Here is a 25,675-nt window from a genome sequence, read left to right as displayed (position 1 = left end):
TTCAAACTTGAAACCGACAATTTCCCATAGAAAAAAAGCTGTCCACTTCGACAGTCGACAGCTTAACTTAACTTAACTTAACTTAACTTAACTTATTTACCGATAAAAGTAGGTTTGCGCTTCTGGACGAAGGACGTGATTCCTTCTAGATGATCTTCTGTTCTTCGCATAGCGACTTGCTGTTCGCTTTCCATGCGCAACACATCTTCCAGTTCGTTCAATTTTTGTGTATGCAATATCTTCTTTGAAGCTAACATCGCGGCAATTGGAGCGTTTAAAAACTTCTGTGCCAGCATGTCAGAAGCTTGAGCAACTTGTCCATCGGGCACGAGTTCATCTACAAGTCCTTTGTCTTTAGCGAGTTTACCGTTTAAAACATCACCTGACCAAATTAGCTGTTTCGCTAATGGAACACCGATACGCTCTTTCAAAAAGAAATGACCTGCCCCATCAGGAACTAGCCCAATTCCTATGAAGTTCATAGCTAGTTTACTGTTCTCTTCAGCAAGAATGATATCACACCCTAACGCTACACTGAAACCGAGCCCTGCAGCCGCTCCATGAATAGACGCAATTGTAATTTGCGGGAGCTCGTATAATGCCTTTGCGAGTCTTGACACATCGACCATCACCTCGCCGATATCCATAGGTGACTCAGGGTCCATCATCTTTTTAATGTCACCGCCAGCTGAAAATGCCCGCCCAGCACCTTGGATAATTAACACTTGCACGTCCTTATCCGTTTTCAATGATTCAAACGCATCCGCAAGTTCTTTCATCATGACATCATCCATCGCGTTCATGGAGTCCGGTCTATTTAATGTCAATCGGGCAAGCCGATCTTCTTTCGTCATCTCAATTGTTGAATACATACAATCCCATCCCTTCAATAATGAATAGACATTCACTTTCTATACGTATTCGATGAAAGATCGGGAACTCCTTCTTTTCTAACAAAAGAAATAGCGCAAGTGTGTTGTGAAATTGTTAGTCGACTACAATTGTGTCGGGAAAAATCCTCTCAAGATGTTCAATCTTCTTGTCGATGTAGTCCTGGAACGTAAGAATATATGCCGCCGGATCTTTAGGATTTTGGAACTGGGTGATCTTGCCAGTGACGGGGTCCATGAACTTACTAGATGCACCACAACCTATTCCAATGATCGTCTGTACTTCTTCCATAATGATAATGTTGTAGATGCTTTCTTCCCCAGGTTTTGCGTAGCCCACGTTTTCAAGATTACCTAAAATATTCTTCTGACGATATAAATAATAAGGCAAATATCCATTTTCTTTAGTCCAACATTCTCCAAGGTGCATCATTTGCTCGGCAATCTCTCTGTCAGCCACTTTGTATTTGTCCTTGTTCCTAGTCATCTCAGAAGCAGTTTTAAAAGAAAGCGTATGGATTGTAAGCGATTCAGGTTGCATTTTTTCCGTTTCATCCAAGGAATGCTGAAACTCTTCCATTCCTTCATTCGGCAATCCAATAATTAAATCCATGTTAATATTTTTCATGCCCATATTTCTTGAGAGCCAAAACTTGTCAATCGTCTCCTGTACGGAATGATGTCTGCCGATCGCTTTTAATGTTTCATCCGTATACGATTGCGGATTCACACTAATGCGGTCAATATTCCACTTTTTCAACACTTCTATTTTCTCTGGCGTAATTGTATCAGGTCGTCCAGCTTCCACTGTCACTTCCCTCACTTCTTTCATATGAGGAAACGACTCATACATCGTCTTATATAGTGCATCCATTTCCTCAGCCTCTATGGAAGTCGGAGTTCCACCACCAAAATAGATTGTCGTGATTTTCTTATTGCGTTTCTTTAGCCAAGCACCAATCTCTTTAATTTCCTCATGAAGACCATCCAAAAAGGATTCTACTCTGCCGTTTTTACGATGTATTGCATATGCGGGAAATGTACAATAAGCACATTTTGTCGGACAAAATGGTATACCAATATAAATACTTACTTCATCTTGAAGGTTATGTAAATCAGGTATTGCCTGTAACTGCACTTGTTCAATCGTACCTAATAAATTTGCCTTTTCCTTGGAAATACGATGTTTTTTCATTAAAAGTTTAGTTATCCCTTCAGAATCATGCCCAAGTTGCCGATACTTATGATAGAGTTTCATAGGACGAATACCTGTAAGGATACCCCATGACTGGTTCGTGTGCGTAAATTGTTCTAGCACATCAAGAAATACATGTGAATAAATCCTCTTCAGTTGACGGCTTTTCTCTTTTTCGGAGCTATCCGCCATTTCGTGCTCACTAAAAGATGAATGATATATGTTATCGGCATGTAGCAATTGAGCATGTACCGATAGCACATTTCCCGAGTCTTTTTTTACATCCATTTTAACCGTGAGTGTATCCTCTTGATCTTCCGATACGAGCTTGGATTGTTCAAAGAAAAGATTGGCCAAATGTGTGAACATACGAATCCAGTCTTGTTCGTAATGGCCAGTGATATATATTTTTTGCATAGACATTCCAACTTTCATCTAATAACTTTTCTACATTACTTCTAGGGGGAAATACTTTGGCTTTATTTACAAAGAAAAGAGACGTGACGGAACTTCCGTTGCTTGAACGCGCAAAACAAGAACTTACGAATGTCACCATTGCAAAAGACTTGCCGAAAGACATAAAATCACAATTGACGATGAGCAATTTAACCGAAAACGATTTAGCGATATTACGTGTTTTAATTCCTGAAGTTAAAACCAATGCGGAATCTATTGTATCAAATTTTTACGTCAATCTCGAAAATGAAGAGTCATTAAGAAAAATTATTTCGAACAATAGCACAGTCGATCGTTTGCGTATTACACTTGAAAAACATATTTCTGAAATGTTTGATGGAAAGATTGATAAACAATATGTGGAAGCACGCCATCGGATCGCCGTTATTCATGCGCGCATCGGCCTCGAACCGAAATGGTACTTATCTTCTTTTCAAGATTTGCTAAATAGTTTTTTTGCGGTTATCGATGCGTCCTCACTAGTAGCTGGGGATAAAGTAATTGCTATCAATTGTATCGCCAAAATCCTTAACTTCGAACAACAGCTTGTACTTGAAGTATATGAGCAGGAAAACGAACAGAAATTGATTGATGAAAACGATAAAAAAACCGCGCTTATGGAAGAAATTCAACAAAGTTCCCTTGTCCTATATGAAGTCATTGATAAAACCACTTCTGAAGTTCATGACATGACGACAGTGTTGGAAACTCTCAATAGTTTGGCAGATGATAATACGGTATTAGCAGATGAAATTTCAAATGCTTCCAAAAAAGAGCAAAACGCACTTCATTCTACTGTAAGTCAGTCAGTTGAGATCCAATCCAATATGGACTCCATTCGTGTTCGTGCAGAAGAACTAAAAACGTTGAATGTGAAAATTTCATCGATTGCAGAAATCGTTACCGGTATAGCAAACCAGACAAATCTTTTATCATTGAACGCTTCCATTGAAGCTGCCCGTGCAGGTGAGCATGGTAAAGGCTTTGCAGTCGTTGCAGGGGAAGTAGGTAAATTGGCGGCAAATACTAAAGCTTCCGTTGAAGAGATCGGAGTCATTTTAGATGAAACCGAAAAGAAAACAAACCTGATTGTGAAGGAAGTCGAAGAGCTCCGTCTACTCGTAGATAAAGAGCATGAACAGATAGCACTTTCGAGCAATTCGTTCGCTTCCATTGTTGACTCTATGGTGACAATGCAGGAGAGGAATGCACAGCTTCACACGGATATTGAAAAGATTTTTGCTTCTATTAAATCTTTTGAGCATAGTACTGAAGAAATAAGCGCTTCTGCACACGCTTTGTCCGAGATGCAATAAACAAAGAGCCCAATTCAATGCGAATTGGGCTCTTACTTATTTTAAAATCTAATTTAGTGAAATAGTCGTGGCAAGTCGTAACTATAAACGTCCATATTCACATTACAAAGCTTCGTATAATTCTTGAATCGGCTTCATAAGCACACGATTCACTTCTTCAATCAGACCGCTAAGCTTCATTTCCGCTTGCAGCATTTCCATGATTTTTTCATTCTGTTGTGCTAATTGTGCAGTTTTTTGAGCATATTCAAGTTCTTCAGGTGCAATTTCTTCTCCTTGCATCTGTTTTTCTTGCAACGTCACTTGGATCTTACGGAAACTCTTGAACAGCTCGGATGCTTGCTCATCATTTTTAACCGCTTCAATCGCTTTTGTCACTTCCGCAAATTCCTCAGTCTTTCTGAAAGTTGACTCCAACTTGTTCAAATCATCATAAATATTCACTGTCATCGTTCAGTCCCCCTAATTTATAGTTGTAAAAAAGACGATTAAACCTTGTACGATTCCGATGACACCACCTAATAGGGCGCCAAGCACGGTAATCATTTTAAATTCACGCCTTGAAATACCTAAAACGAGATCTTCCAATACGGCTACCGGGAATGTATCAACCTGCTCTTTTACAATTTCATCTAACTTTAATTTCTTCAAGGAAAGATCCAGCTGCTTTTCAGCTTGGATGAAAGCAAAGTCCACTAACTTCGGTGTAACGTTGGCTGCAGTCCATTCAGATCCTTTTGGCCAGTAATCATAAAGCGTTTTATCCAGTCTACTTTCAATCGCCAACTCACTTTTAACATACGTATGAATCGAAGCGAATAGACCGTCCCAATCAAAGCCGCCAACTAATTCATCCATTGGGCGTCGTTGAAGCTTCACAAATTCTTTATCGATTATTGAAGTGATCAAGTCTGAAGTCCCTGGCGCCTTGATGAATTTTAACGCTTCCCGCTGCACTTTTTCAACTAATGAGTTTGAGTCTCCGAAAAACATATTCAACATGCCGCCTAAAGTCCCTTTAGATTCCAGAAAATCATTAATTAGCTTCTGGAACATCACTTTCCCTTCGTAGGAATCCACGTAAAGTTCTGCTTTTTGGACGACATAATTCGTAATGGATGGAATATGGGACTTTGCCTGCTCTTGCCAGGCAATCGGAACGACTTCCGCTATTGTACCTGAAGTTAATTTCACTTTCACTTTCTGAAGCTGTGAATCCAGCGTTTCAGTTATCTTGTGCTCTGTTTTCATAACAAGTTCAGTTGCGCCCGCGTTCTTGATCCATTCATTCAACGTCTTATCAGATTGAAGTACGTATTCTTCGATTTTCCGTTGCACGAACGCCTCCGCTTTCGTTTCCATTTCAGGTGTTAACAATCTTTTACGGAACATATCTGGTGTCACAAGGTAATTTGTCACCGTTTTACCGAGTTGAACCGCAAGTTCATCACGTCTTTTCGGAATTAATCCCGGTGTAAATGGAAGACGCCATTTTCCAATATATTTCGCTTCATGGGGACGGAACAGCATTTTGATGGCGAGGTGATTTGTAAATCCACCAATCAATGCTCCGATCAATGCCATGAAAAGCAATGTCCAAATAAAATTCAATAGCTTCACCTTTTCCTGTTTCGTTCCGTTCCAATTATAACAGAACAGTCCTATTTCGAAAAAGTATTAGCTATCTTCGCTTTTACCTCTACCCATTAAGATTCAAGTTTTCCATCTGCATCCAATGAAATCTTTGCATCCTTCCAAGTGAGTTCCAACGGATAGGTCTCTGATACCTTTTTTGAGAAGTACCAACGCCGGCCTGGTGGCACTAAAACAATATACGTATCTCCCCGTCCAAGAAAATTCAAATCATCAGGATTTACATCCGTTCCGCTACGAAGCGGCAAACCCATATCCTGCAAGAGGTCTCCTACTTCTGCCACATATGGTGTAACAACACCGATTTCACTAATATTCAAAAATGATTCTTTTGTTAAATCCCCAAATAAATCACGTTTCCTTCTTCCGATTAACTCAACAACATTGCCAGCCGGATCTTCAAAATACATTGAATCGGCGTCAAAGCTAGGGAAATATACTTCATCCCGACCTTCTTCCCGGTTAAATGTGACTCGGTCTTGAACCCAGTACTTCATCATAGAGAATTGATTCCCTGGAATATTAATCGCGTAATGATAATAAGCTGGCTGTTCGGTATGTTTGAATGTCAGTAGTGACTCTCCGATTCGGATAGTAAAGTGCTCATCAGTCGACTCAATCATGTCCAGCTCTAAAAGATTTCCATAGAAACGTTTCATTGCTTTCAGTTTATCCGTATATAACGTTGCACTCTTAATCATATGAACTTTCCCCTATCCCTTTTGTTCTATTATTATCGTGATGTATTTTTCATTCTCCCCTTCATCTTACCATATAACTTTCAAAATCATCGTTGCCTACTCATTTGTTCACTGCTACTGACTTTTCTTTTTATTAACGGTATGATTGGAACAACAGTTTTACAAGAAGGTAGGTATATCTGATGAATAAAACAGTAGTTGATAAATTAGGGAGAAGTGTCACATATTCGTTCCCGCCAAAACGTATCGTTTCACTATGTCCAGGCATAACCGATACGCTATTTGGACTCGATCTTAAAGACGAGATTGTCGGTAGAACTAGATATTGTATCCATCCAGAAGGAAAAGTAGAGAACGTGCAAGCGGTAGCCGGAACAAAAGACATAAATCTAGATGCGATTAAAGCCGTCAAACCCGACCTCATCATCGTTGAAAAAGAAGAGAATACAAAAGAAATTGTAGAAGAGCTGGAACAGTATTTTCCAGTCTATGTAGCGGAAGTACAGACAATTGATGACGCCTTTCAGATGATCGAAGATATGGGAGCGTTGACTGATCGTATACAGCCTGCATCTCAACTCGTCAATGCAATCCGTGAACAGTTTAAAAAGTTACCTAACATCGAAGGAATGCGTACCGCTTACGTTATTTGGAGAAAACCTTACATGGTCGTAGGAAAAGACACATATATACAGTCCATGCTTGATCGGATGGGGTTCATTAATCCGTTCATCCATTCTGAAGGAAGATACCCTGCAGTTTCCGTCGAAGAGTTTCAACAAGCAGAACTTAATTGCCTTTTGTTAGCATCAGAACCGTTCCCTTATAAAGAAAAGCATATTCCGGAGTTCAAAAGCTTCCTCCCTGACACAGAAATTATTTTAGTTGATGGGGAAATGTTCTGGTATGGTCCGCGAATATTAGAAGCAGCAGGCTATTTACGAAGCAAATTCCAATAGAAAAACACGGGATCATCAGAGTGATGGTCACGTGTTCGGAATCACTTTAAGGAATTGTAGATTGTGGACATTCGTATTGCATGCTCCATTTCATCATGCATTGCGATGAAGAGCGGATTGTAAGCCTGTTGCATCGGTATAGTGAGTAACATTTCCTTGTACAGTTCCACACCCTCCAGTTCATCCACAAGCGCTTGCTTGACACACTCTTTGAAGTTGTAACAAGGAATCGATTTCTTCGGATTTTGAACAAATGTACCTGTCATCATATAATAGAGCTGTTGGAACATTTCATAATGACTTTTTTCATCTTCATACACATGTTGGATGAAATCGCGCCAAAGCGGATCCTTCGTCTGCTCATACATCGATTTATAGAAGTGATAGTCTTTATATTCACTTTCGATCGCTTGTTTTAATTTATCGACAAACACGTCAGCACCCCTTTGCATGTTTTTTACACTTTATGCACTCGGGCCTCTACATATGAAAGGAGCAGTCCAATGTTACAACATTTTAGTTTCAAACCGATGTTCGCAGGTGGAAGTCTTCCGGGTTGGACATTTTCGTTTTTTTACAAAAATCAACGTTATACAGGCGACTACATGCCCGATGGTGTCATTAACTGGACGGGTGAAACGCCTGCTGATGAAGATCAAGTCAAAAAAATGATCCATGAACTAATGACATTTCACGTTTATGAATGAACAACTCTTTTCCGCATATACTATGCTTCGAAACTAAGGAGGCGAGTATTGTGGATAAAGAGAAATCCCCTGAACAACTAGAGAAAGAAAAAGAACAGATGAAAATCCAGAACGAAAAAACCGAAAATGTATTTGAAGATAAAAGTCATGTACCGAATGAGCAGAATGCTTGGAAAGAAACCCAGTTCACGAGACGTAAATAGAAAAGAGTGCGATTCCTTAACGGAAATCGCACTCTTTTTACTCACTCGCCAATTTACGTCTTCCAAAGATGAAGTAATAATAAAGCGAAGATAATACATATAGTCCCGCGGTTATCGTGAACGCCAAAGCATAGCCCCAATATGCCCCTTGAACAACGACTAGACCTGTTGCAACCGGTCCCATCGTCGCCCATCCAATATTGAACACAGTTTGATTCATCGAATTGGCAAGGCCTTTATATTTGTCTGACACGACCTCCATCGCAATCGCGCTCTGAAGCGGATTACCCGCATTCATCAATGCCTGCCTTAGCAAGAAACCAAGAGAAGCAAGCCATATTGACGTTGTATAAGCCGTCAATAATAAAAAGGGTATGGACAACATCTGAAACAGGATGAGCGCCTTCACTTTACCGACACGCTTGGATAATGCCGGACCAATCATTACCGCGATAGCAGTCATAGCAGAACCTAATGATAAAACAAATCCGATGTAGCTATTAGATGCATCAAACCGGTTGGCAAAATAAAGATTTAAATAGGGCACGACAAGACCAGAACCAAATCCGATCAATAAGCTGGCGAAAGAGAAATGGAAAATGACGATCAGATTCCTCTTCAACGTATCATCCATGCCGCTCACTTCAGTCAAAGGTTTTTTTAAGCGTTTCTCTGCTGGCTTAGCTGACTTTTCCTGAAGTTTAAAGAAAGGCAATAACCCAATAGTAAAAATTGTAGCCCCTGCTATTAATGAGCAACGGATTGCATCTACAGTAGAAAGTGAACCTACTGTTTCCATTATATCCGCAATGATGCCGCCTAATAAGCTACCGACGACATTGGCTATCGTTACGAAGGCGAAATTTATGCTGAACAGATGAACACGCTCACCAGGTGAAGAGTTTTCCGCAAGAAATGGAATACCTGAAACTTGTACAAATGCCATAAAAAGACCCGTCAATAATGCGGCAAAGATTATTGGCGTCTCAGTAATAGCGATTCCGCGATAGAATAATGTACATGCTGTCAATACCGAGCCACCGACTATAAGCCACTTACGACCGATTCTATCACTTAAAAATCCTGCTGGTACAAGCACGATCGCAAGTGCCAAAGCAGTCATCGATATCACTTTCCCGTTTACAGTTTCAGGCATGCCAAGCTCTCTAATATACAAATTATACATGACCATGAAAATGCCCATCCCCACTTGAATAAGCACATTTCCAAGCATATACAGTCTGACATTTCTATTGAATGAAGAGAATTGCCGTTTCCATTCCCCAGCCCATTTCATCGAGTTTCCAACTTTCCATACAATTAATGTTTCGTCACTCTAAATATACGGGTTGTTAAACAATTATGCAATGAGCTAAAGCAATAAAAATAAGGAATCGATAGGCAATGCCTATCGATCCCTACAATATACATTATTATCCTGCATTCGTTGACGTTCCCGCTTGCAGTTTATACATTTGAGCGTATTGCCCGCCGAGCGCAAGCAATTCATCGTGATTTCCTTGTTCAACAATTTCTCCGTGGTCCAAAACAAGAATGCGATCCGCATTTTTAATCGTCGACAAACGATGCGCAATGATGAATGTCGTACGTCCTTTTTTCAGGACGTCCATCGCATGCTGGATGATTTCTTCTGTTTCGGTATCGATATTGGATGTCGCTTCATCCAAAATGAGAATCGCTGGGTCGAACGCCAAAGCACGGGCGAATGAAATGAGCTGACGCTGTCCTGAAGATAACGTACTTCCTTTCTCAACAACTGGCTCGTCAATGCCACCTGGCAAATGCTTTAACACCCGTTCTCCACCTACGGCATCAAGTGACTGCTGAACTTTGTCCCTCGATATGCGTGAATCACCTAAACTGATATTCGACTCAACAGTACCACTGAACAAATACGGATCTTGCAGCACAATCCCCATATGTTCTCGGACTGTTTGACGAGACATTGTAGAAATATCGGTTCCGTCAATCGTAATCTTACCTTTTGACACATCATAGAAACGGAACAGCAAATTCATAATCGAACTTTTACCGGATCCCGTATGACCAACAAGTGCAACAGTTTCCCCTTGCCTTGCTTCAAATGCGATGTCTTTCAATACATATTCCTCATCTTTATACGCGAACCAGACATCTTCAAAACGAACATTTCCGCGATAACGCGCAATTTTATCATCACTAACCGGCTCACCTTCCCGGTCCATCAAACTAAAGACACGTTCAGCCGCAACTAGGGAATGCTCAAGTCGGGCAAACTGATTAACAATACCCGTAATTGGATTGAACAGACGCGTTATATAATCAACGAACGCATACAACATACCGACTGAAATGACACTTTCCGTCGTAATTGAGGCACCACCAAAATACCAAATAAGAAATACGAAAGCTAGAGACCTCATTATATCGACCAAGTTATGTGAAGTGGCAGATTCGACTTTCAACAGTTTCCCTTGATACGTGTAGTGCTCTTCATTCAACTCGTTGAACTCGGCATCCATCTGTTTTTCCCTGCGGAATGCCTGTATGATCGTCATCCCATTGATGGATTCATTAATCATCGCGTTCATTTCACTGTTTTTGCTACGGATAATATGATTCACTTTCGAAGCGAATCTTCGATAGAGCTTCATCCACACGTAGAGCACAGGAACGACAAACAATGTAATAGCCGCCATTCGCGGATCGAGATAGAACAAGGCTATGAAAATTCCAATCATGTACATGCCGCTTATCGCAAACTGCGAAACGACCGTTACATAAAGATTACGGATAGCTTCTGTATCGTTTGTAATTCTTGCGACAACTTTACCTGCAGGCAAATTGTCAAAGTAGCGGATCGGCAATGTTTGAATATGTGCATACAATTCATTACGCATTTTTTGAATAATCCTATTTGCCGCCTTCTGCAATAATAAATACTGAAAATAACGCAGTACTGCAGTCGTTAGTGCCAAACCGAAAAACACTGCTAGCAGCTTGGCGATCGGCGTAAAATTAATCGCGCTGTCAATCGATGTCGCGATATGATCATCAATGATTCTTTTAGCAATCATCGGGCCCATCAAATCTGCTCCGACAGCAAAAGCCAGTAACACCAAACCTGCTATTAATAACTTCTTATACTCAAGTGCATACTGCACTAATCTTTTACCGGTACCCATATTATTCAACCTCCCCAATTTGCTGGCGGTCGAATTGCTCTTTATACCATCCGTTCTTCGCAAGCAACTCTTCATGTCTTCCTTCTTCAATGACACGCCCGTCATCCAGCACAATGATCCAGTCCGCATGTTGTATCGCAGATAGACGATGCGTTGTAATAATGGTCGTTTTACCCGAGCGCTCTGCCTGGATGTTTTCAATAATTTTTGACTCGGTCTTAGCATCCACTGCTGAAAGGGAGTCATCCAAAATAAGAATCTCCGGATTTTTTACAAGTGCACGCGCAATGGATATCCGTTGTTTCTGTCCACCTGATAATGCGACACCTTTCTCACCGACAAGTGTATCCAGACCTGCAGGAAGCATTTGCAAATCTTTTTCAAAATAGGAAAGCCGGATGGACTCCGCGATATCCGCTTCAGTTGCTTCAGGTCGACCGAACAGAATATTGTCGCGGACAGACCTTGAAAACAGCACATGATCTTGCGGCACATAACCGATCCAATCACGTACCTGATCTTTTTTAAATGACTGCAAAGCAATATCAGAAAACACGATTTCTCCTTCACCTGCAGGATATTCCCGCAGCAGTTGTTTAACGAATGTTGTTTTTCCGCTACCGGTTTTCCCGACGATACCAAGCGTTTGACCACGGTCTAACGTGAGCTCGATCTTATCGAGATTCACAGCATGTGACATCGGATACGTGAAACTAACATCTCTGAATCCTACATTTTCCGGTTGCGTCAACTGTTCAGGTGTGTCTGGATCTTTGACATCTTCTTCATAGTCTAACGTTTCCATAACACGGTCCAGTGAAGCATTCCCCCGTTGTAAGACGTTGATCAGCTCACCTATTGCAAACATTGGCCAGACGATCATGCCAAGATAGACATTGAATGTTACAAGATTTCCAAGAGTGATCGCATTAATTGATACGAGATAAGCACCATAACCGAGACCTACCATATAAGTCAATGCCGTCAGCGCTTTCGAAAACGGCATGAACAGCGCATCGATTTTTTCAACATGCATATTTTTTTTGTAAACATCTTCTGTCATATCCGCGAAACGTTGCTCAGTAGCCCTCTCCTGCACATATGCCCGGACAACTCTCACTCCCGCAACAGCTTCAAGGACATTATCATTCAAATCTCCAAACGCCTGTTGAGCTGTCATATAGCGTTCGTGAATTTTCTTCCCTAAATATTGTAGTATGAAAGCTAATATAGGCAACGGAATAATTGCCGCCAATGTCAATTTCCATGAAACAAGGAAGCCCATCGTAATGATCAGTGTTCCTAAATAGACAGTCGAATCGACGAGCGTCATAATACCAAAACCGGCTGTTTCTGAAATGGCCCGCAAATCGTTTGTCGAGCGAGCCATCAGATCACCTGTCTTATTCTTCTCGTAGAACGACGGTGTCATCTTTAAGAAATGACGCATTAAACGCGTCCTCAATTGACGCTCAATGACATACGCTCCCCCAAACAGCTGGTATTGCCATACAAAGTTCCCTAAATAGGCAAGCCCCATGATGAGCAACATTGCACCTATGAATAATGCTAATAGTCTCGTCGTCATTGTTTGTGTATAGATTGCATCGATAGCTTCACCGATAAGCCATGGCGGTAAAATGACAAGTAAATTTGCCAATGTCATCAAAATAAGAGCAATCGTATACCTTTTCCGATTCTCTTTAAAAAACCATTTCAACTTGAATAATACTGAAAACATGTTCTCAACCTTCTTCCTTCATCGTTCGATAGCTAGTAAATCAGCTAACCGCTTTCCAGAGATTCCTTCTTTAGTAGTTTCCTTTGCTGAATTACATTGTTCATCATCAGCACTCCTTCCTTCAATTTTCACTATATATATTCACACGCATAGCGTGAAAATACCGACTATTCATCCAAAAAAAATGAGCACACGCTTCATAAGATAAGCGTGTGCTCATACTATTAGAACGGATATTCTTTGCCCCGTCCGAGTTTAAATTACGTTAATATCAGTTCGGATGCGGAACAGACAATCTATGCAATTATTCGTTTCTACCGTGATGACGATCGTTTGCATTGTCCGCGCCTCCTTCATTATTTCGATTTTCGAATAATTATACAGTACCATTGCCATTTTGTCCTTGTCAACACAATTTCAACAATTTGTTTTAAGAATGCATATGTGGGTATCTAAGAAACATAGTATTTAATAAGACAGGGGATGTTTCAAATGGAAGAAAGAAAGAATATTGAAGTGAAACGTGAAGAGAGAACCGATAACAGCCTTGTCGGTGCTACATTCATTAAATATGCAGCCTACATCATTATTTTCTTTGGCTTGCTATGGTTCTTGCTTAAGTATGTTTTCCCGATGTTTGGTTAAGACTTCCAATATATACCCCACGGCAAATTTACGTATATTGAACGACTTTTTACCAGGAGATTTCTCCTGGTATTTTTTTCTTTATGTTTTCATGAATACCATTTGTATTTCTCTTGCAAATAAATTATCATTATATTAACTAACGATTTTAATCTTACAGGAGGTGTGCACTTTGTTCTACCCCTCATTCGGGTGCGGAGCAAAGTAAACTTATTTGGAAATTGCCATACGATTGGCAGCATTTGCTGCCTTGATCGCTCTCACCGCATTTTTTGTAGCGAGTGAATTTGCAATAGTGAAAGTACGTACAACGCGAATCAATCAGCTTGTCGCGGAAGGAAACCGTAGGGCGGTCACCGCCAAGAAAGTCATTAATAATTTGGATGAGTACCTCTCCGCCTGTCAATTAGGTATAACGATTACCGCCCTAGGGCTAGGTATGCTCGGTGAACCGACCGTAAAGTTGATACTTAAACCGGTATTCACTCATCTTGATCTTGCGCCAAATATCGCAACTGCCATTTCTTTCATAGTCGCTTTTACGATAGTAACTTTCCTGCATGTAGTTGTAGGCGAATTGGCACCTAAAACAATAGCAATCCAGCGGGCAGAGTCCATTACTCTGAGCTTCTCTAAACCGTTGATTGTATTTTATCTGCTCATGTACCCTGTCATTAAAGGTATGAACGGTTCTGCAAGACTCATCATCCGAATGTTCGGGTTTAAATCCATTTCAGAGTCTGATGTCGCCCACTCCGAAGATGAACTTCGTCTGATTCTTACAGACAGTTTAAAAGGTGGAGAAATTAATCAATCAGAATATAAATTTGTGAACAAGATCTTCGAATTTGATGATCGGGTCGCAAAAGAAATCATGGTTCCACGGACAGAAATGATGACCGTCGAAAAAGATATGACATTACGAGAAATGTTTGAAATGGCTGGTGTCGAACAATATACAAGATATCCTGTAACAGATGGCGATAAAGACCATGTCATCGGGTTGATCAACATGAAAAACCTCTTAACGGCATTCATCAAAGATCCAACGGCTGGAAGTCAATCTGTTCATGAACATATGCAACCTATTATCCGTGTCATTGAGACAATGGCTATTGGAGATCTGTTGCTGAAAATTCAACGTGAACGAATCCATATGGCTATCCTTATGGACGAATATGGCGGTACTTCCGGACTTGTAACAATCGAGGACATTCTAGAAGAAATTGTCGGAGAAATTCAAGACGAGTTCGATACGGATGAAGTACCTGAAGTCCAGATGATCAACGAAGATCATTATATCTTAGATGCTAAGATGCTTATTGAGAACGTTAATGACGTATTAAATATAGATATTGACGAAGAGGACATCGATACAATAGGTGGTTGGTTCATGTCTGAACGATTTGAAGCCGTGCCTGGTGAAAAGATTATCGAACAAGGATATGAATTCACTGTAAAGGACGTCGAAGGACACCATATTCTTTATTTGGAAGCGATGAAATACGAAAACAAAGAAGAGAATGGAACTGCTGATTTACAATTTGAATCCTAATAACGAAAAGACATCTTCCTAAAATAGGAAGATGTCTTTTTTGAAGTTCGTTTTTTTGATTCTACTTTTTATCGTCAATCTTTTTTATACTCCACATGATAGACATCATGACGCCGATCTTTCAATTGTTTGACCGTCCCGTCTATTCGCTGCCTACGTAAAATCTCCAAATCCACATCTCCGATTAATACCGTTTCAAGATTGGCATTCGTTTCTCCAACAATCCCGTCACGTGCAAACTCGAAATCTGATGGTGCGAAGATCGCTGATTGCGCATACTGGATGTCCATATTGGCTGTTTGAGGCAAGTTGCCGACTGTACCTGAAATGACAGTGTATATCTGATTCTCTACAGCACGCGCCTGTGCACAATAGCGTACACGTAAATAGCCTTGACGGTCTTCCGTACAGAACGGTGTGAAAATAATATTAGCACCTTTGTCGGTAGCGATTCGAGCAAGTTCCGGGAACTCGATGTCGTAGCATATTTGAATGGCGATCTTTCCGCAGTCCGTATCAAAGACCCGCACGGAATCACCTGCGCTAATTCCCCACCACTTCCGTTCGTTCGGCGTAATATGGATTTTATATTGCTTTTCAATAGAACCGTCACGTCTGAAAAGATAGGCAATGTTATAGATTTCCTCATTCTCTTCTTCAACAAAGTGTGATCCTCCGATAATATTCACGTTATAGCGGACAGCCAAGTTCGTAAACAACTCGATGTATTGAGGTGTGTACTCCGTCATTTTACGCACGGCTCGGCTAGGTGACGGCTCGTCCAGGAAAGACATAAGTTGTGTTGTGAAAATTTCAGGGAAGACGACAAAATCAGAACTCGCATCTGATGCTACATCTACAAAGTATTCACATTGCGACGCCATTTCATCGAACGATGATATCTTACGCATCAAATATTGCACGACACAAATTCTAACAGGATAGCTAGTTTTAAAATGACGTTTTGTTGTCGCTTTATAATCAATATTATTCCATTCCATTAAAGTCGCATATTTTCTCGAAGCTTTATCATCAGGTAGATAATTCGGATTGACACGCATCAATGTAAAATCGTTCAATATTTGGAACGTCAGGACTGGATCATAAATTTTATGCCTTGAAACCGCAGCAACATATTCCCTTGCACTCATTTCATTCGCATAGACATGATAGTTCGGAATCCTGCCGCCAATTATAATCGACTTCAAATTTAATCTTTGGGCGAGTTCTTTCCTTGCTTCATACAGCCGCTGACCGACTTTCATCCGTCGATAATCGGGATGTACCATCACTTCTATACCGTATAAGTTAAAACCTTCAGGATTGTGATTCGTAATATAACCTTCTGCTGATATATCATCCCATGTATGGCGATCGTCATATTCATCAAAGTTGACGATCAGACTCGAACACGATCCAATGATCTCCCCATCAAGCTCCGCGACGAACTGGCCCTCCGGGAAAACGGACAGATGGCTTAGTAATTGGCTTTCTTCCCAAGGCTCCATCCCCGGGAAACATACTTTCTGCATTTGTAAAATCTTACTAATATCTTCTTTTTCAAGTTCCCGAATAACCATACTCATTTCAAAAGAAGATACATCATTAAATTCTTCACTCAAATCATTCACCTCTTCTATATTTAATACCCAATAATTACTTTTACATATCATTTCGTCTCGATTATTTTACATGAATCTCCCCACACACTATAATCATAGATGAGTCTTTGAAATTGGAGTTGACATGATGAATAAACGTTCGGAAAATGGTCTAGTATTTATCTTCACAATTTCCCTCATTGCCACGTTCGGTTCTCTTTATTTTTCAGAAATCCGCGGGTATGAGCCTTGCACTTTATGTTGGTACCAAAGAATCCTTATGTACCCTGTCGTTCTCATTTCAGGCATAGCTCTGTTTCAGAAAAATGCAAGGATTGCATTGACCACAGCAATTTTCTCCGTAATTGGCGGTTCTATTTCACTATACCATTACGGCATCCAAAAACTCAGCTTTTTGCAAGAAAATGCACCCGCATGTGGTGCTGTCCCATGTACAGGACAGTATGTGAACTATCTAGGTTTCATTACGATACCGTTTATGGCTCTCATTGCATTCGTATTAATTTTCATTACAAGCCTATTCTTAATGAAATGGCAGAAGGAGTCCAGATGAAATGAAAAAACTATTAATAATTGGCGGAATTATCATCATTATTTTTGGTCTAATTGTCTTCTTGAACTTGCAGGCCAACGAAACGAAGTTACAAGATAATCCCTATGGAACAAATGATTTGAAACAGTCTACGATCGATTTGATAGGTGATGAAAACTATAGCAACATCGTAATGCCAGATGACTTATACGAAAAAGTATCATCAGGTGAATCTGTTACAGCCTATTTCTTTTCTCCTGAATGTCAGTATTGCATGAAGATGACACCGACACTCATGCCAATTGCAAAAGAGAACGACATCCATGTGTATCAATATAATATGCTTGAGTTCTCACAGGAGTCTCAGCCTTACGGAATAACTAGTTGGCCAACACTCGTTCACTACAAAGACGGAAAAGAAGTCGCCCGCACAGTAGGTCTGCCAGACAATCCAAAAGAAGACATTCAAGCTTTCTTTGATAAATATGATGAGAAATGAGGAAACAGATGACCTCTTTTACGTATATTACACCTGAAGAAGGATTGACGATTGAAGAGCTTCTTCGTAACCGTTGGCAAGCTGGAAAGAAAACCGTTCACCAAATGCGGATGGACAAAGCGGTGACGGATATTGAAGGCGAACAATTGGAATGGCGAAATCCACTACCTTCAGGCACAGAGTTAGTATTCCATTTCAAGGATGCTCATTCGACATACAAGCTTGATAAGAATGTTACACCCTTAGTTTTATTCGAAGATGAACACATTTTAGCTGCTGTGAAACCTGCTGGTGTACCTATACATCCTGATGATACAGATAACGGTGGCACATTCATGAATGGCATCATGGCACATGTCGCTATGAATGAGGGGACATATGCTGAACATATCCATCGGTTAGACAAAGGGACGGCAGGCATAATACTTGTCGCTAAGCATCCCATCGCAAAAGCAATGTTCGACCGTATGATTGAAGAGCGTGAAATTACACGTGTCTATCAAGCAGAAGTGGACGGCAAAGTGAAGCGCGTAAAAGGGACACTTCAATATCCAATTGGACGAGACAGACATCATCCGACAAGACGAAGAGTGTCTCCTGCTGGACAAGATGCGGCTACTCGTTTTAAAGTGATTGAGAGGCTTGATGACGCTACTCTGGTTGAAGCCAGCTTAGAAACAGGCCGCACACATCAGATCCGTGTGCACTTTTCCCATATCGGACATCCTGTTAAGGGCGACGAATTATATGGAGGCAGCGAAACGACTGATGGTAACTATCGATTGACTGCACAGAAAGTATCATTCATACATCCTTTTACATCTGAACAGATAACGATTGAAATGTAATAAAAACCGGAGAAGTGGAATTAATCCATCTCTCCGGTTTTATTTAGGATAATTTACGTATTCCGCTTTCAAGCCGTAAATCCACTTCTCTCGCATCTTCAATATGTTCTACAATTAATGCATGCGCTTCTTTGAATAAGTTATTCGCTTCCAATAATTCCTGTTTAACTGCTTCGGAAAGCTTCTTTTGTTCTTCGATCATATCCTGTATGTTTGTAATATCCATTTTGCTCTCTTCTACAGTTCCAAGGATACGCTCAATTTTAGACGCAGTCTCCATACCAACTGAAATACCTTTTTCTACAAGAGCTGCACTCTTCCTAGTCGCAGTGAGCGCCTGTTCAATCTCTTCACGTAGGGAAGTCGTCAGTGTCTGGATATTCGCTGTACTATTGGATGTGCTTTCTGCTAATTTACGCACTTCCTGTGCAACGACTGCAAATCCTTTTCCGGAATCACCTGCACGAGCAGCCTCAATAGATGCATTCAAAGCCAAAAGGTTTGTTTGGTCAGCGATATCCTCAATTACACCAACAATCGATTGTATTTCAACTGATCGATCACTGAGATTTGACATATTTCTCTCAGAAGCTTGAATTTGAGTTCCGAGCTCCTTAATGACATCAGCAGTCGTTTGCACTTCCTTTGTCCCTTCAGTCGCTTCATGCACCATCCTATGAGACTTTTCTTCCAGAGAACGACCTTTATCAAAAAGTTCACCTGATTTTTTAGATGTCTGCTCACTTAGTTCTCCGACATTTTCAAACTTCTGTTCTATCTGATTGACTGCTTGTCCCAATACATTATGTTGAGAATTCACTTTCTCATGCTGATGTACGGCCGCAGTCAACTCTTCGCGGATACCTTGCAAACGTGATAGCTCTTTCTGTTCTTTTGCATCGAACTCCAACTTCAGTTCATCCATTTCATTTTGCAAACGATTATCCGTCAGTTCTTTTTTCTTATTTCTAAACACAGAAATTCCCCCTACAGTATAGATAAATCTAGTATATCATAATTTTATACTTAATATGATAATAGACCTAGATACCTATGAACTATTTAAATTGTGTCAAACTTTTCCGGGTTCGTTCCTGTTCTTTCATTCCGATTCAGCGAATCAATTTTCATCATATCTTGTATTGTCAGTTCAAAATCATTCACATCGATATTTGAAAGAATCCGCTCAGGCGTCACTGATTTTGGAATGACGATTAACCGATGTTGCAAATGCCAACGGATAATTACTTGCGCAGGTGATTTTCCATATTTAGCACCTATCTCCATTAGCGTTGGATCGTCCAGTAAAACTCCTCTAGCTAAAGGAGACCATGAAGTCACTGCAATATCATGACGCTGGCAAAAGTTGCGCAAAGCTTCCTGTGAGAGCCTTGGATGGAGCTCAATCTGATTTACCATTGGTTTAACATTGGCTGTCTGAAAAAGCTTGTTCAAATGGTGTTCGTGATGATTGGATACACCTGTCGCCCTAATTAATTTTTCATCATACAATCTTTCAATCGCCCGATACGTATCGACGAATTTATCTGCAACGGGCCAATGGGTTAAATATAAGTCCAAATAATCCATTCCTAATTTTTCGAGGGATATTTCGAATGCACGCAACGTTTCATCATATCCCTGATCGGTGTTCCAAACTTTAGATGTGATGAACAATTCACTTCTTGCAATGCCAGAGTTGCGTATAGCCTCCCCTGTTTCCTCTTCATTCTCATAAATTGCCGCGGTATCAATTGCTCTATAACCAACTTCTAATGCATAACTGATTGCCTTAATCGTTTCTTCCGTATCCGTCATCTTATATACGCCAAGTCCGAACTGAGGCATTTCTATGCCATTTGCCAACCTGAATGTCTCATTATAATAGTTCATATTCTTTCACTCCTTCGCAATGATAATTACCCTATTGTACATTCATACAACCAATTTATCTAATATTGGAAATGGGTGATGTCGTTATTGTTAATCAGAATGACACAATTTTATAGGACAGACATTTCATTTAACTTAAGTTTAGGGTATACTGTACAAAGAACTAATGATTTTTACAGGAGGTACATCTAATGAGACTAATCCTTATCATGGGTGTCTGCTTCGCATTCCTTTCTGCTATTTTTACAGGTGGATACGATGACAAACCCGGTAAAACTAAAAGAGTTAGCGCTAAGTAAAAAAAAGACAGCCTGTCAAATGGCTGTCTTTTTTTTATTGTAAGTCAAGAAATTCTTGTTGCCTCAATGCTTCGTAGATTAGAATTGCAGCAGTATTTGACAAATTCAACGATCGGATATGATCGTTCATTGGTATGCGCAGACATGTATCTTTGTTGGATTGTACGATATCATCCGGTAAACCGGTCGTTTCTTTACCAAAGACGAAAAAGATATCTTTTGATGGCACCGAAAAGTCGAAGGAAGAGTACGTTTTTTCTCCAAACTTCGTAATGAAATAAAACTCACCACTTGGATATGCATCAAAAAATTGCTGTATCCCTTCATGATATGTAATATCCACATGCTCCCAATAATCAAGTCCTGCTCGCTTAAGCATTTTATCATCCGTAGAGAATCCAAGCGGTTTGATTAAATGCAACTTTGTACCGGTTCCTGCACATGTCCTAGCAATATTACCTGTATTTGCAGGTATGAGTGGTTCATATAAGACAACATGTATAGCCATTACAGCACTTCCTTCATTTAGTATCCAACACTTTTTTCATTTCGTTTAATACATCTTCGTCTAACTCCGTTTGATAGGCATCTTTAATTGCTTGTACACTTTCGCTACTGTCAATCTGGCCAAGTGCCCATGCAATTGTTCCACGAATTAGAGGGCGTGGATCCGACAAAAGTAATTCAGCAAGCGCAGGCACAGATGCTTCATCTTTAAAATGAGCTATGGCAAGAATAGCATTTCTTTGAATAGGATTCTTACCTCTCCATGAACCGGACATATGTCCATAGTCCTCTTTGAACTGTCGGTTTGATAAAGTTAACATCGGGAGTAGAAGTGGTTTAGCTAACTCTGGTTGAGGTTTGAAAGCTTCTTGATGTAAATTGTACATGCCTTTATTTTTAGGACAAACGGTCTGACACGTATCGCATCCATACACACGGTTTCCGATTTTTGCTCGGAACTCTTCCGGAATCGGTTTTTTAGATTGTGTGAGGAACGCAATACATCTTTGGGCGTTCAATTGACCTCCTTGAATCAGTGCTCCGGTTGGACAAGCATCCATACAAAGTGTGCAATCTCCACACTGGTCTTCCATCGGCGTGTCAGGTTCAAATGGGATATTTGTAATCATTTCGCCCAAATAGACGTAAGAGCCGTATTCCGGAGTGATGATGGAACAATTTTTAGCCGACCAGCCTAACCCTGCACGTTCCGCTACAGCACGGTCAGCCAGCTCACCTGTGTCTACCATAGAACGCATCTTAGCCTCTGGAACCAATTCAACAATGAATGCTTCTAACAGTTGGAGTTTTTCCCGTAAAACGATATGATAATCAGTTCCCCATGAAGCTCTGCAAAAAATCCCACGCCGCTCCCCCTTCTTTCCTTTAGGGGAATCCTCCATTTTGGAAGGATACGCAACAGCGATCGCAATGATGCTTTCAGCACGATCCAAGAGCAACATAGGCTCAGTACGCTTCTCAATATCACTCTCTTCGAACCCCGATTGATAACCCAACTCCTGTTGACGTCGTAGGCGGTTTTTCAACTCAAGAAAAGGAGCGGCTGTCGTAAAGCCAATCTTATCAATACCGATGGAAATTGCATATTCTCTTATCGATTGTTGAACCTGAGCGACCTTCATTACGCTCCGCCTCCTTTATGATATGATAAAAAAAAGACTAAGGGGGATTCACTTGAAAATAGAAATAGATAAAGGATTATTTACTACTGTTCCTCAATTAAAATTAGGCATTAACCATTATACCAATATTACTGTATCAGAATCTCCACAAATGTTAAAAGGAAGACTGCAGCTATTCCAGGAACAACTCTTTTTCGAATTGGATAGAAAGCCACTTTCGAATTTCCCTGGCATCCAATCTTGGCGTGAAACTTGGAAAGCTTTTGGTTCTGATCATAATCAATCTCCGCCATCTGTCGAATACCTATATAAAAATATAAAAGAGCAGAACTACCATCAATCAAACCAAACCGCCGTGGACTTAAACATTTTTTTCTCTCTCCAATATGAAATCCCGACAAGTATTTACGATTTCAATGATCTTGTCGGCAACATTCAACTGACGCTAGGCGGAGAAGATGACCGTTACAATGGTTTAAATGGACAAGTCAATGATTTGAACAATATCTTGTTATTAAGAGACGAATATAGCCCTTTCGGAAGTCCTTATGTAGATTCCATAAGATGTGCTGTAACTGAAGAAACGACAGAAATTTTACAAGTAATATATCTTCGCCCATCCATGAGTGAAGAAGAAGCTCATAAGCTCACTACAGCTAGTGGTAATATGTTCACGAGCATCAGTGGTGGGGACTCAGCATCCTACGTTTTAACAAGTAGTCAGCCACATATAGATTTAGTCCGGTGACACATGTAGTTATAGAAAAACGCTCCCTCCTTCAACCACAGGAGAGGAGCGTTTTTCATCAACCTTATCAATAAGCATCTAAACGAAAAAAATACAACCGAAGTTGTATTTTTAGTGGATACCCGAGGCCGGACTTGAACCGGCACGCCTCGCGGCATCGCATTTTGAGTGCGACGTGTCTGCCATTCCACCACTCGGGCATAATAATAACTTACATAACGCATATGAAAATTTGGAGGCGGCAACCGGAATCGAACCGGTGATAAGGGTGTTGCAGACCCATGCCTTACCGCTTGGCTATGCCGCCGTTAGAAAAGTGGAGCGGAAGACGGGATTCGAACCCGCGACCCCGACCTTGGCAAGGTCGTATTCTACCACTGAACTACTTCCGCGAAACTGGGGTAGCTGGATTCGAACCAACGAATGACGGAGTCAAAGTCCGTTGCCTTACCGCTTGGCTATACCCCAAAGAATAAATGGGGCGGACGAGGGGAATCGAACCCCCGAATGTCGGAACCACAATCCGATGCGTTAACCACTTCGCCACGACCGCCATGATACCTATATTTTATAATTGCTAACAGATTAGAATGGGGCGGACGAGGGGAATCGAACCCCCGAGTGTCGGAACCACAATCCGATGCGTTAACCACTTCGCCACGACCGCCGTAATATTAGATTAGAACAGTAATGGCAGGGGCAGTAGGAATCGAACCCACACCAAAGGTTTTGGAGACCTCTATTCTACCGTTAAACTATGCCCCTGTAAAAATGGTGGTGGGGGACGGATTCGAACCGCCGAACCCGGAGGGAGCGGATTTACAGTCCGCCGCGTTTAGCCACTTCGCTACCCCACCAACCTAGGAAATTTCATGGTGCCGGCGAAAGGACTTGAACCCTCAACCTACTGATTACAAGTCAGTTGCTCTACCAGTTGAGCTACACCGGCACGGTGTAAAAATAAATATGGTGGCTCAGGACGGAATCGAACCGCCGACACAAGGATTTTCAGTCCTTTGCTCTACCGACTGAGCTACTGAGCCACAATAAAAATGGCGGTCCCGACCGGGATCGAACCGGCGATCTCCTGCGTGACAGGCAGGCATGTTAACCGCTACACCACGGGACCATTTGGTTGCGGGGGCAGGATTTGAACCTGCGACCTTCGGGTTATGAGCCCGACGAGCTGCCACTGCTCCACCCCGCGATAATAATAATACTTACTATAAAGTTGTCACTTAAAAAGATGGTGGAGGATGACGGGCTCGAACCGCCGACCCCCTGCTTGTAAGGCAGGTGCTCTCCCAGCTGAGCTAATCCTCCGGGTTAAAATTGCGATAAGCTTCGCATTACTGCGTCAGCTTCATTCGATCAGTCAGTCACGTACTCTTGTACGCTTCTTCCTTCTCTCAATTGCTTCCTTGTTCTACTCGCTTCTCCCACTTTTAACGAGAGTTGCGATAAGCTTCGCATTACTGCGTCAGCTTCATTCGATCAGTCAGTCACGTATTCTTGTACGCTTCTTCCTTCTCTGTATTGCTTCCTTGTTCTACTCGCTTCTCCCACTTTAAACGGGATTCACGATGTTAGAGTAAGAATGGTAGTTAAATGGTGACCCCTACGGGATTCGAACCCGTGTTACCGCCGTGAAAGGGCGGTGTCTTAACCGCTTGACCAAGGGGCCTAACTAAGATAAATCTGGCGGAGAGCAAGGGATTTGAACCCTTGAGACAGCGTAAACCGTCTACACGATTTCCAATCGTGCTCCTTCGGCCACTCGGACAGCTCTCCAATTGGCTCCGCAGGTAGGACTCGAACCTACGACCGATCGGTTAACAGCCGATTGCTCTACCACTGAGCTACTGCGGAATAATTCAGGAAAGTAATTGTTTTCCTATTTCATTCACTTTGTGAATGCAAGCCCGGCGACGTCCTACTCTCACAGGGGGAATCCCCCACTACCATCGGCGCTGAAGAGCTTAACTTCCGTGTTCGGTATGGGAACGGGTGTGACCTCTTCGCTATCGTCACCAGACTTTTTTCACAAGACAAGATTTATTATATCAAATCCAGCCTAAATTGCAAGCGTTTTTTACAAAAATGTTTATTTTTGTTCGCTCAAAACCGGATAAAACAGACATTGTTGTGAATGCATCACATTCAACCGTGCACTTTAAAACTGTCCAGCCTCAGCGGTCAGACGCTCGGGTCATAAGCCAGCCTGGCTGTGCGGCAAAAAGCGCCGCTTCGCCATTCTGTCTTATGCCTGTCGCGTCTAGACGACCGCTTCGGCATTTCGCTTTAGGTTAAGTCCTCGATCGATTAGTATCCGTCAGCTGCACGTGTCGCCACGCTTCCACCCCGGACCTATCTACCTCA

The 25,675-nt window shown here is 41.3% G+C and carries 24 protein-coding genes, 16 tRNA genes and 1 rRNA gene; 10 read left to right on the top strand and 31 right to left on the bottom strand.

Annotation, left to right across the window (positions count from 1 at the left end; genetic code table 11):
* Window positions 1–92: 92 nt before the first annotated feature.
* Both H9649_RS14875 and H9649_RS14870 read right to left on the bottom strand, forming a co-directional pair.
* On the bottom strand, window positions 93–872 hold the full coding sequence (locus H9649_RS14875; RefSeq protein ID WP_191695682.1) for an enoyl-CoA hydratase: 780 nt from the start codon (window positions 870–872) through the stop codon (window positions 93–95).
* Between the two features lie 115 nt (window positions 873–987).
* Window positions 988–2,502, bottom strand: a complete 1,515-nt coding sequence (locus H9649_RS14870; RefSeq protein ID WP_191695681.1) for a coproporphyrinogen III oxidase — start codon at window positions 2,500–2,502, stop codon at window positions 988–990.
* A gap of 56 nt (window positions 2,503–2,558) precedes the next feature.
* Here H9649_RS14870 and H9649_RS14865 point away from each other — a divergent pair, with 56 nt between their 5' ends.
* Window positions 2,559–3,857 carry a globin-coupled sensor protein gene (locus H9649_RS14865; protein WP_191695680.1) on the top strand — a complete coding sequence of 433 codons (1,299 nt, stop codon included), beginning with the start codon at window positions 2,559–2,561 and terminating at the stop codon, window positions 3,855–3,857.
* A 102-nt stretch (window positions 3,858–3,959) separates the two neighbouring features.
* Here H9649_RS14865 and H9649_RS14860 read toward each other — a convergent pair whose 3' ends face one another.
* The 3 genes from H9649_RS14860 to H9649_RS14850 all read right to left on the bottom strand — a co-directional run bounded on the left by H9649_RS14860 (window position 3,960) and on the right by H9649_RS14850 (window position 6,211).
* Window positions 3,960–4,307 (bottom strand): YlbF family regulator, encoded by a 348-nt coding sequence (locus tag H9649_RS14860; protein ID WP_191695679.1) that lies wholly within the window; start codon window positions 4,305–4,307, stop codon window positions 3,960–3,962.
* Window positions 4,308–4,319: 12 nt separating this feature from the next.
* Window positions 4,320–5,477, bottom strand: a complete 1,158-nt coding sequence (locus H9649_RS14855) for a DUF445 domain-containing protein (protein ID WP_318241704.1) — start codon at window positions 5,475–5,477, stop codon at window positions 4,320–4,322.
* 86 nt (window positions 5,478–5,563) lie between these two features.
* Window positions 5,564–6,211 carry a hypothetical protein gene (locus tag H9649_RS14850; protein WP_191695678.1) on the bottom strand — a complete coding sequence of 216 codons (648 nt, stop codon included), beginning with the start codon at window positions 6,209–6,211 and terminating at the stop codon, window positions 5,564–5,566.
* Between the two features lie 182 nt (window positions 6,212–6,393).
* Here H9649_RS14850 and H9649_RS14845 point away from each other — a divergent pair, with 182 nt between their 5' ends.
* Window positions 6,394–7,170, top strand: a complete 777-nt coding sequence (locus H9649_RS14845; protein ID WP_191695677.1) for a helical backbone metal receptor — start codon at window positions 6,394–6,396, stop codon at window positions 7,168–7,170.
* Between the two features lie 41 nt (window positions 7,171–7,211).
* Here the strand turns inward: H9649_RS14845 and H9649_RS14840 are convergent, their stop codons facing one another.
* Window positions 7,212–7,604, bottom strand: coding sequence for a ferritin family protein (locus tag H9649_RS14840; protein WP_191695676.1), 393 nt, complete (start codon window positions 7,602–7,604; stop codon window positions 7,212–7,214).
* Between the two features lie 69 nt (window positions 7,605–7,673).
* Here H9649_RS14840 and H9649_RS14835 point away from each other — a divergent pair, with 69 nt between their 5' ends.
* Together H9649_RS14835 and H9649_RS14830 are read left to right on the top strand one after the other, a co-directional pair.
* Window positions 7,674–7,877: a YheE family protein gene (locus H9649_RS14835; protein ID WP_191695675.1), complete on the top strand. Its 204-nt coding sequence runs from the start codon at window positions 7,674–7,676 to the stop codon at window positions 7,875–7,877.
* Between the two features lie 50 nt (window positions 7,878–7,927).
* Entirely contained in the window at window positions 7,928–8,080 is a 153-nt protein-coding gene (locus H9649_RS14830) for a hypothetical protein (protein WP_191695674.1), read from the top strand.
* 37 nt (window positions 8,081–8,117) lie between these two features.
* Here H9649_RS14830 and H9649_RS14825 read toward each other — a convergent pair whose 3' ends face one another.
* The 3 genes from H9649_RS14825 to H9649_RS14815 all read right to left on the bottom strand — a co-directional run bounded on the left by H9649_RS14825 (window position 8,118) and on the right by H9649_RS14815 (window position 13,006).
* A complete protein-coding gene (locus tag H9649_RS14825; RefSeq protein WP_191695673.1) occupies window positions 8,118–9,377 on the bottom strand; it encodes an MFS transporter in 1,260 nt (419 codons plus the stop codon).
* 136 nt (window positions 9,378–9,513) lie between these two features.
* Entirely contained in the window at window positions 9,514–11,265 is a 1,752-nt protein-coding gene (locus tag H9649_RS14820; RefSeq protein WP_191695672.1) for an ABC transporter ATP-binding protein, read from the bottom strand.
* 1 nt (window position 11,266) lies between these two features.
* Window positions 11,267–13,006, bottom strand: a complete 1,740-nt coding sequence (locus H9649_RS14815) for an ABC transporter ATP-binding protein (protein ID WP_191695671.1) — start codon at window positions 13,004–13,006, stop codon at window positions 11,267–11,269.
* 492 nt (window positions 13,007–13,498) lie between these two features.
* Here H9649_RS14815 and H9649_RS14810 point away from each other — a divergent pair, with 492 nt between their 5' ends.
* Together H9649_RS14810 and H9649_RS14805 are read left to right on the top strand one after the other, a co-directional pair.
* Window positions 13,499–13,651: a hypothetical protein gene (locus tag H9649_RS14810; protein ID WP_191695670.1), complete on the top strand. Its 153-nt coding sequence runs from the start codon at window positions 13,499–13,501 to the stop codon at window positions 13,649–13,651.
* A 214-nt stretch (window positions 13,652–13,865) separates the two neighbouring features.
* Window positions 13,866–15,206, top strand: coding sequence for a hemolysin family protein (locus H9649_RS14805; RefSeq protein WP_191695669.1), 1,341 nt, complete (start codon window positions 13,866–13,868; stop codon window positions 15,204–15,206).
* A gap of 74 nt (window positions 15,207–15,280) precedes the next feature.
* On the opposite strand, the gene H9649_RS14800 is transcribed toward H9649_RS14805, so the two are convergent.
* On the bottom strand, window positions 15,281–16,828 hold the full coding sequence (locus H9649_RS14800; protein WP_191695668.1) for a carbon-nitrogen hydrolase family protein: 1,548 nt from the start codon (window positions 16,826–16,828) through the stop codon (window positions 15,281–15,283).
* Window positions 16,829–16,955: 127 nt separating this feature from the next.
* Here H9649_RS14800 and H9649_RS14795 point away from each other — a divergent pair, with 127 nt between their 5' ends.
* Genes H9649_RS14795 through H9649_RS14785 form a run of 3 tightly spaced genes read left to right on the top strand, consistent with a single transcriptional unit; the run spans window position 16,956 to window position 18,707 of the window.
* Window positions 16,956–17,381, top strand: coding sequence for a disulfide oxidoreductase (locus H9649_RS14795; RefSeq protein WP_191695667.1), 426 nt, complete (start codon window positions 16,956–16,958; stop codon window positions 17,379–17,381).
* A 1-nt stretch (window position 17,382) separates the two neighbouring features.
* Complete coding sequence (locus H9649_RS14790) at window positions 17,383–17,859, top strand: thioredoxin family protein (RefSeq protein WP_191695666.1); 477 nt, start codon at window positions 17,383–17,385, stop codon at window positions 17,857–17,859.
* Window positions 17,860–17,867: 8 nt separating this feature from the next.
* Entirely contained in the window at window positions 17,868–18,707 is an 840-nt protein-coding gene (locus tag H9649_RS14785) for an RluA family pseudouridine synthase (RefSeq protein WP_191695665.1), read from the top strand.
* A 43-nt stretch (window positions 18,708–18,750) separates the two neighbouring features.
* Here H9649_RS14785 and H9649_RS14780 read toward each other — a convergent pair whose 3' ends face one another.
* From H9649_RS14780 to queG, 4 genes are all read right to left on the bottom strand, one after another.
* On the bottom strand, window positions 18,751–19,683 hold the full coding sequence (locus tag H9649_RS14780) for a methyl-accepting chemotaxis protein (RefSeq protein ID WP_318241703.1): 933 nt from the start codon (window positions 19,681–19,683) through the stop codon (window positions 18,751–18,753).
* A gap of 86 nt (window positions 19,684–19,769) precedes the next feature.
* On the bottom strand, window positions 19,770–20,600 hold the full coding sequence (locus H9649_RS14775; RefSeq protein WP_191695664.1) for an aldo/keto reductase: 831 nt from the start codon (window positions 20,598–20,600) through the stop codon (window positions 19,770–19,772).
* A 333-nt stretch (window positions 20,601–20,933) separates the two neighbouring features.
* Window positions 20,934–21,407 (bottom strand): tRNA (uridine(34)/cytosine(34)/5-carboxymethylaminomethyluridine(34)-2'-O)-methyltransferase TrmL, encoded by a 474-nt coding sequence (trmL, locus tag H9649_RS14770; protein WP_191695663.1) that lies wholly within the window; start codon window positions 21,405–21,407, stop codon window positions 20,934–20,936.
* A gap of 13 nt (window positions 21,408–21,420) precedes the next feature.
* Window positions 21,421–22,548, bottom strand: coding sequence for a tRNA epoxyqueuosine(34) reductase QueG (gene queG / locus H9649_RS14765; RefSeq protein WP_191695662.1), 1,128 nt, complete (start codon window positions 22,546–22,548; stop codon window positions 21,421–21,423).
* A gap of 52 nt (window positions 22,549–22,600) precedes the next feature.
* Between queG and H9649_RS14760 the strand changes: the two genes are divergently transcribed.
* Complete coding sequence (locus tag H9649_RS14760) at window positions 22,601–23,296, top strand: B3/B4 domain-containing protein (protein ID WP_191695661.1); 696 nt, start codon at window positions 22,601–22,603, stop codon at window positions 23,294–23,296.
* Window positions 23,297–23,415: 119 nt separating this feature from the next.
* Here the strand turns inward: H9649_RS14760 and H9649_RS14755 are convergent.
* From H9649_RS14755 to rrf, 17 genes are all read right to left on the bottom strand, one after another.
* Window positions 23,416–23,496: transfer RNA gene (locus tag H9649_RS14755), tRNA-Leu, on the bottom strand.
* A gap of 33 nt (window positions 23,497–23,529) precedes the next feature.
* Window positions 23,530–23,603 (bottom strand) — tRNA-Cys (locus tag H9649_RS14750).
* A gap of 10 nt (window positions 23,604–23,613) precedes the next feature.
* A tRNA-Gly gene (locus tag H9649_RS14745) sits at window positions 23,614–23,688 on the bottom strand.
* Window positions 23,689–23,692: 4 nt separating this feature from the next.
* Window positions 23,693–23,764, bottom strand: a tRNA-Gln gene (locus tag H9649_RS14740).
* Between the two features lie 9 nt (window positions 23,765–23,773).
* Window positions 23,774–23,849, bottom strand: a tRNA-His gene (locus tag H9649_RS14735).
* A gap of 38 nt (window positions 23,850–23,887) precedes the next feature.
* Window positions 23,888–23,963: transfer RNA gene (locus tag H9649_RS14730), tRNA-His, on the bottom strand.
* Between the two features lie 24 nt (window positions 23,964–23,987).
* A tRNA-Trp gene (locus H9649_RS14725) sits at window positions 23,988–24,061 on the bottom strand.
* A 7-nt stretch (window positions 24,062–24,068) separates the two neighbouring features.
* Window positions 24,069–24,153: transfer RNA gene (locus H9649_RS14720), tRNA-Tyr, on the bottom strand.
* 16 nt (window positions 24,154–24,169) lie between these two features.
* Window positions 24,170–24,245, bottom strand: a tRNA-Thr gene (locus H9649_RS14715).
* An 18-nt stretch (window positions 24,246–24,263) separates the two neighbouring features.
* Window positions 24,264–24,339: transfer RNA gene (locus H9649_RS14710), tRNA-Phe, on the bottom strand.
* A gap of 10 nt (window positions 24,340–24,349) precedes the next feature.
* Window positions 24,350–24,425, bottom strand: a tRNA-Asp gene (locus H9649_RS14705).
* 3 nt (window positions 24,426–24,428) lie between these two features.
* Window positions 24,429–24,503, bottom strand: a tRNA-Met gene (locus H9649_RS14700).
* 40 nt (window positions 24,504–24,543) lie between these two features.
* Window positions 24,544–24,619: transfer RNA gene (locus tag H9649_RS14695), tRNA-Val, on the bottom strand.
* Window positions 24,620–24,905: 286 nt separating this feature from the next.
* Window positions 24,906–24,980 (bottom strand) — tRNA-Glu (locus H9649_RS14690).
* Between the two features lie 15 nt (window positions 24,981–24,995).
* Window positions 24,996–25,087 (bottom strand) — tRNA-Ser (locus tag H9649_RS14685).
* Between the two features lie 3 nt (window positions 25,088–25,090).
* Window positions 25,091–25,165 (bottom strand) — tRNA-Asn (locus tag H9649_RS14680).
* Between the two features lie 51 nt (window positions 25,166–25,216).
* Window positions 25,217–25,331, bottom strand: a 5S ribosomal RNA gene (gene rrf, locus H9649_RS14675).
* Between the last annotated feature and the right edge of the window lie 344 nt (window positions 25,332–25,675).

This window comes from Sporosarcina quadrami (assembly GCF_014836615.1).
Taxonomy (GTDB): Bacteria; Bacillota; Bacilli; order Bacillales_A; family Planococcaceae; genus Sporosarcina; species Sporosarcina quadrami.
This window is presented reverse-complemented; position numbering and strand designations above follow the sequence as displayed.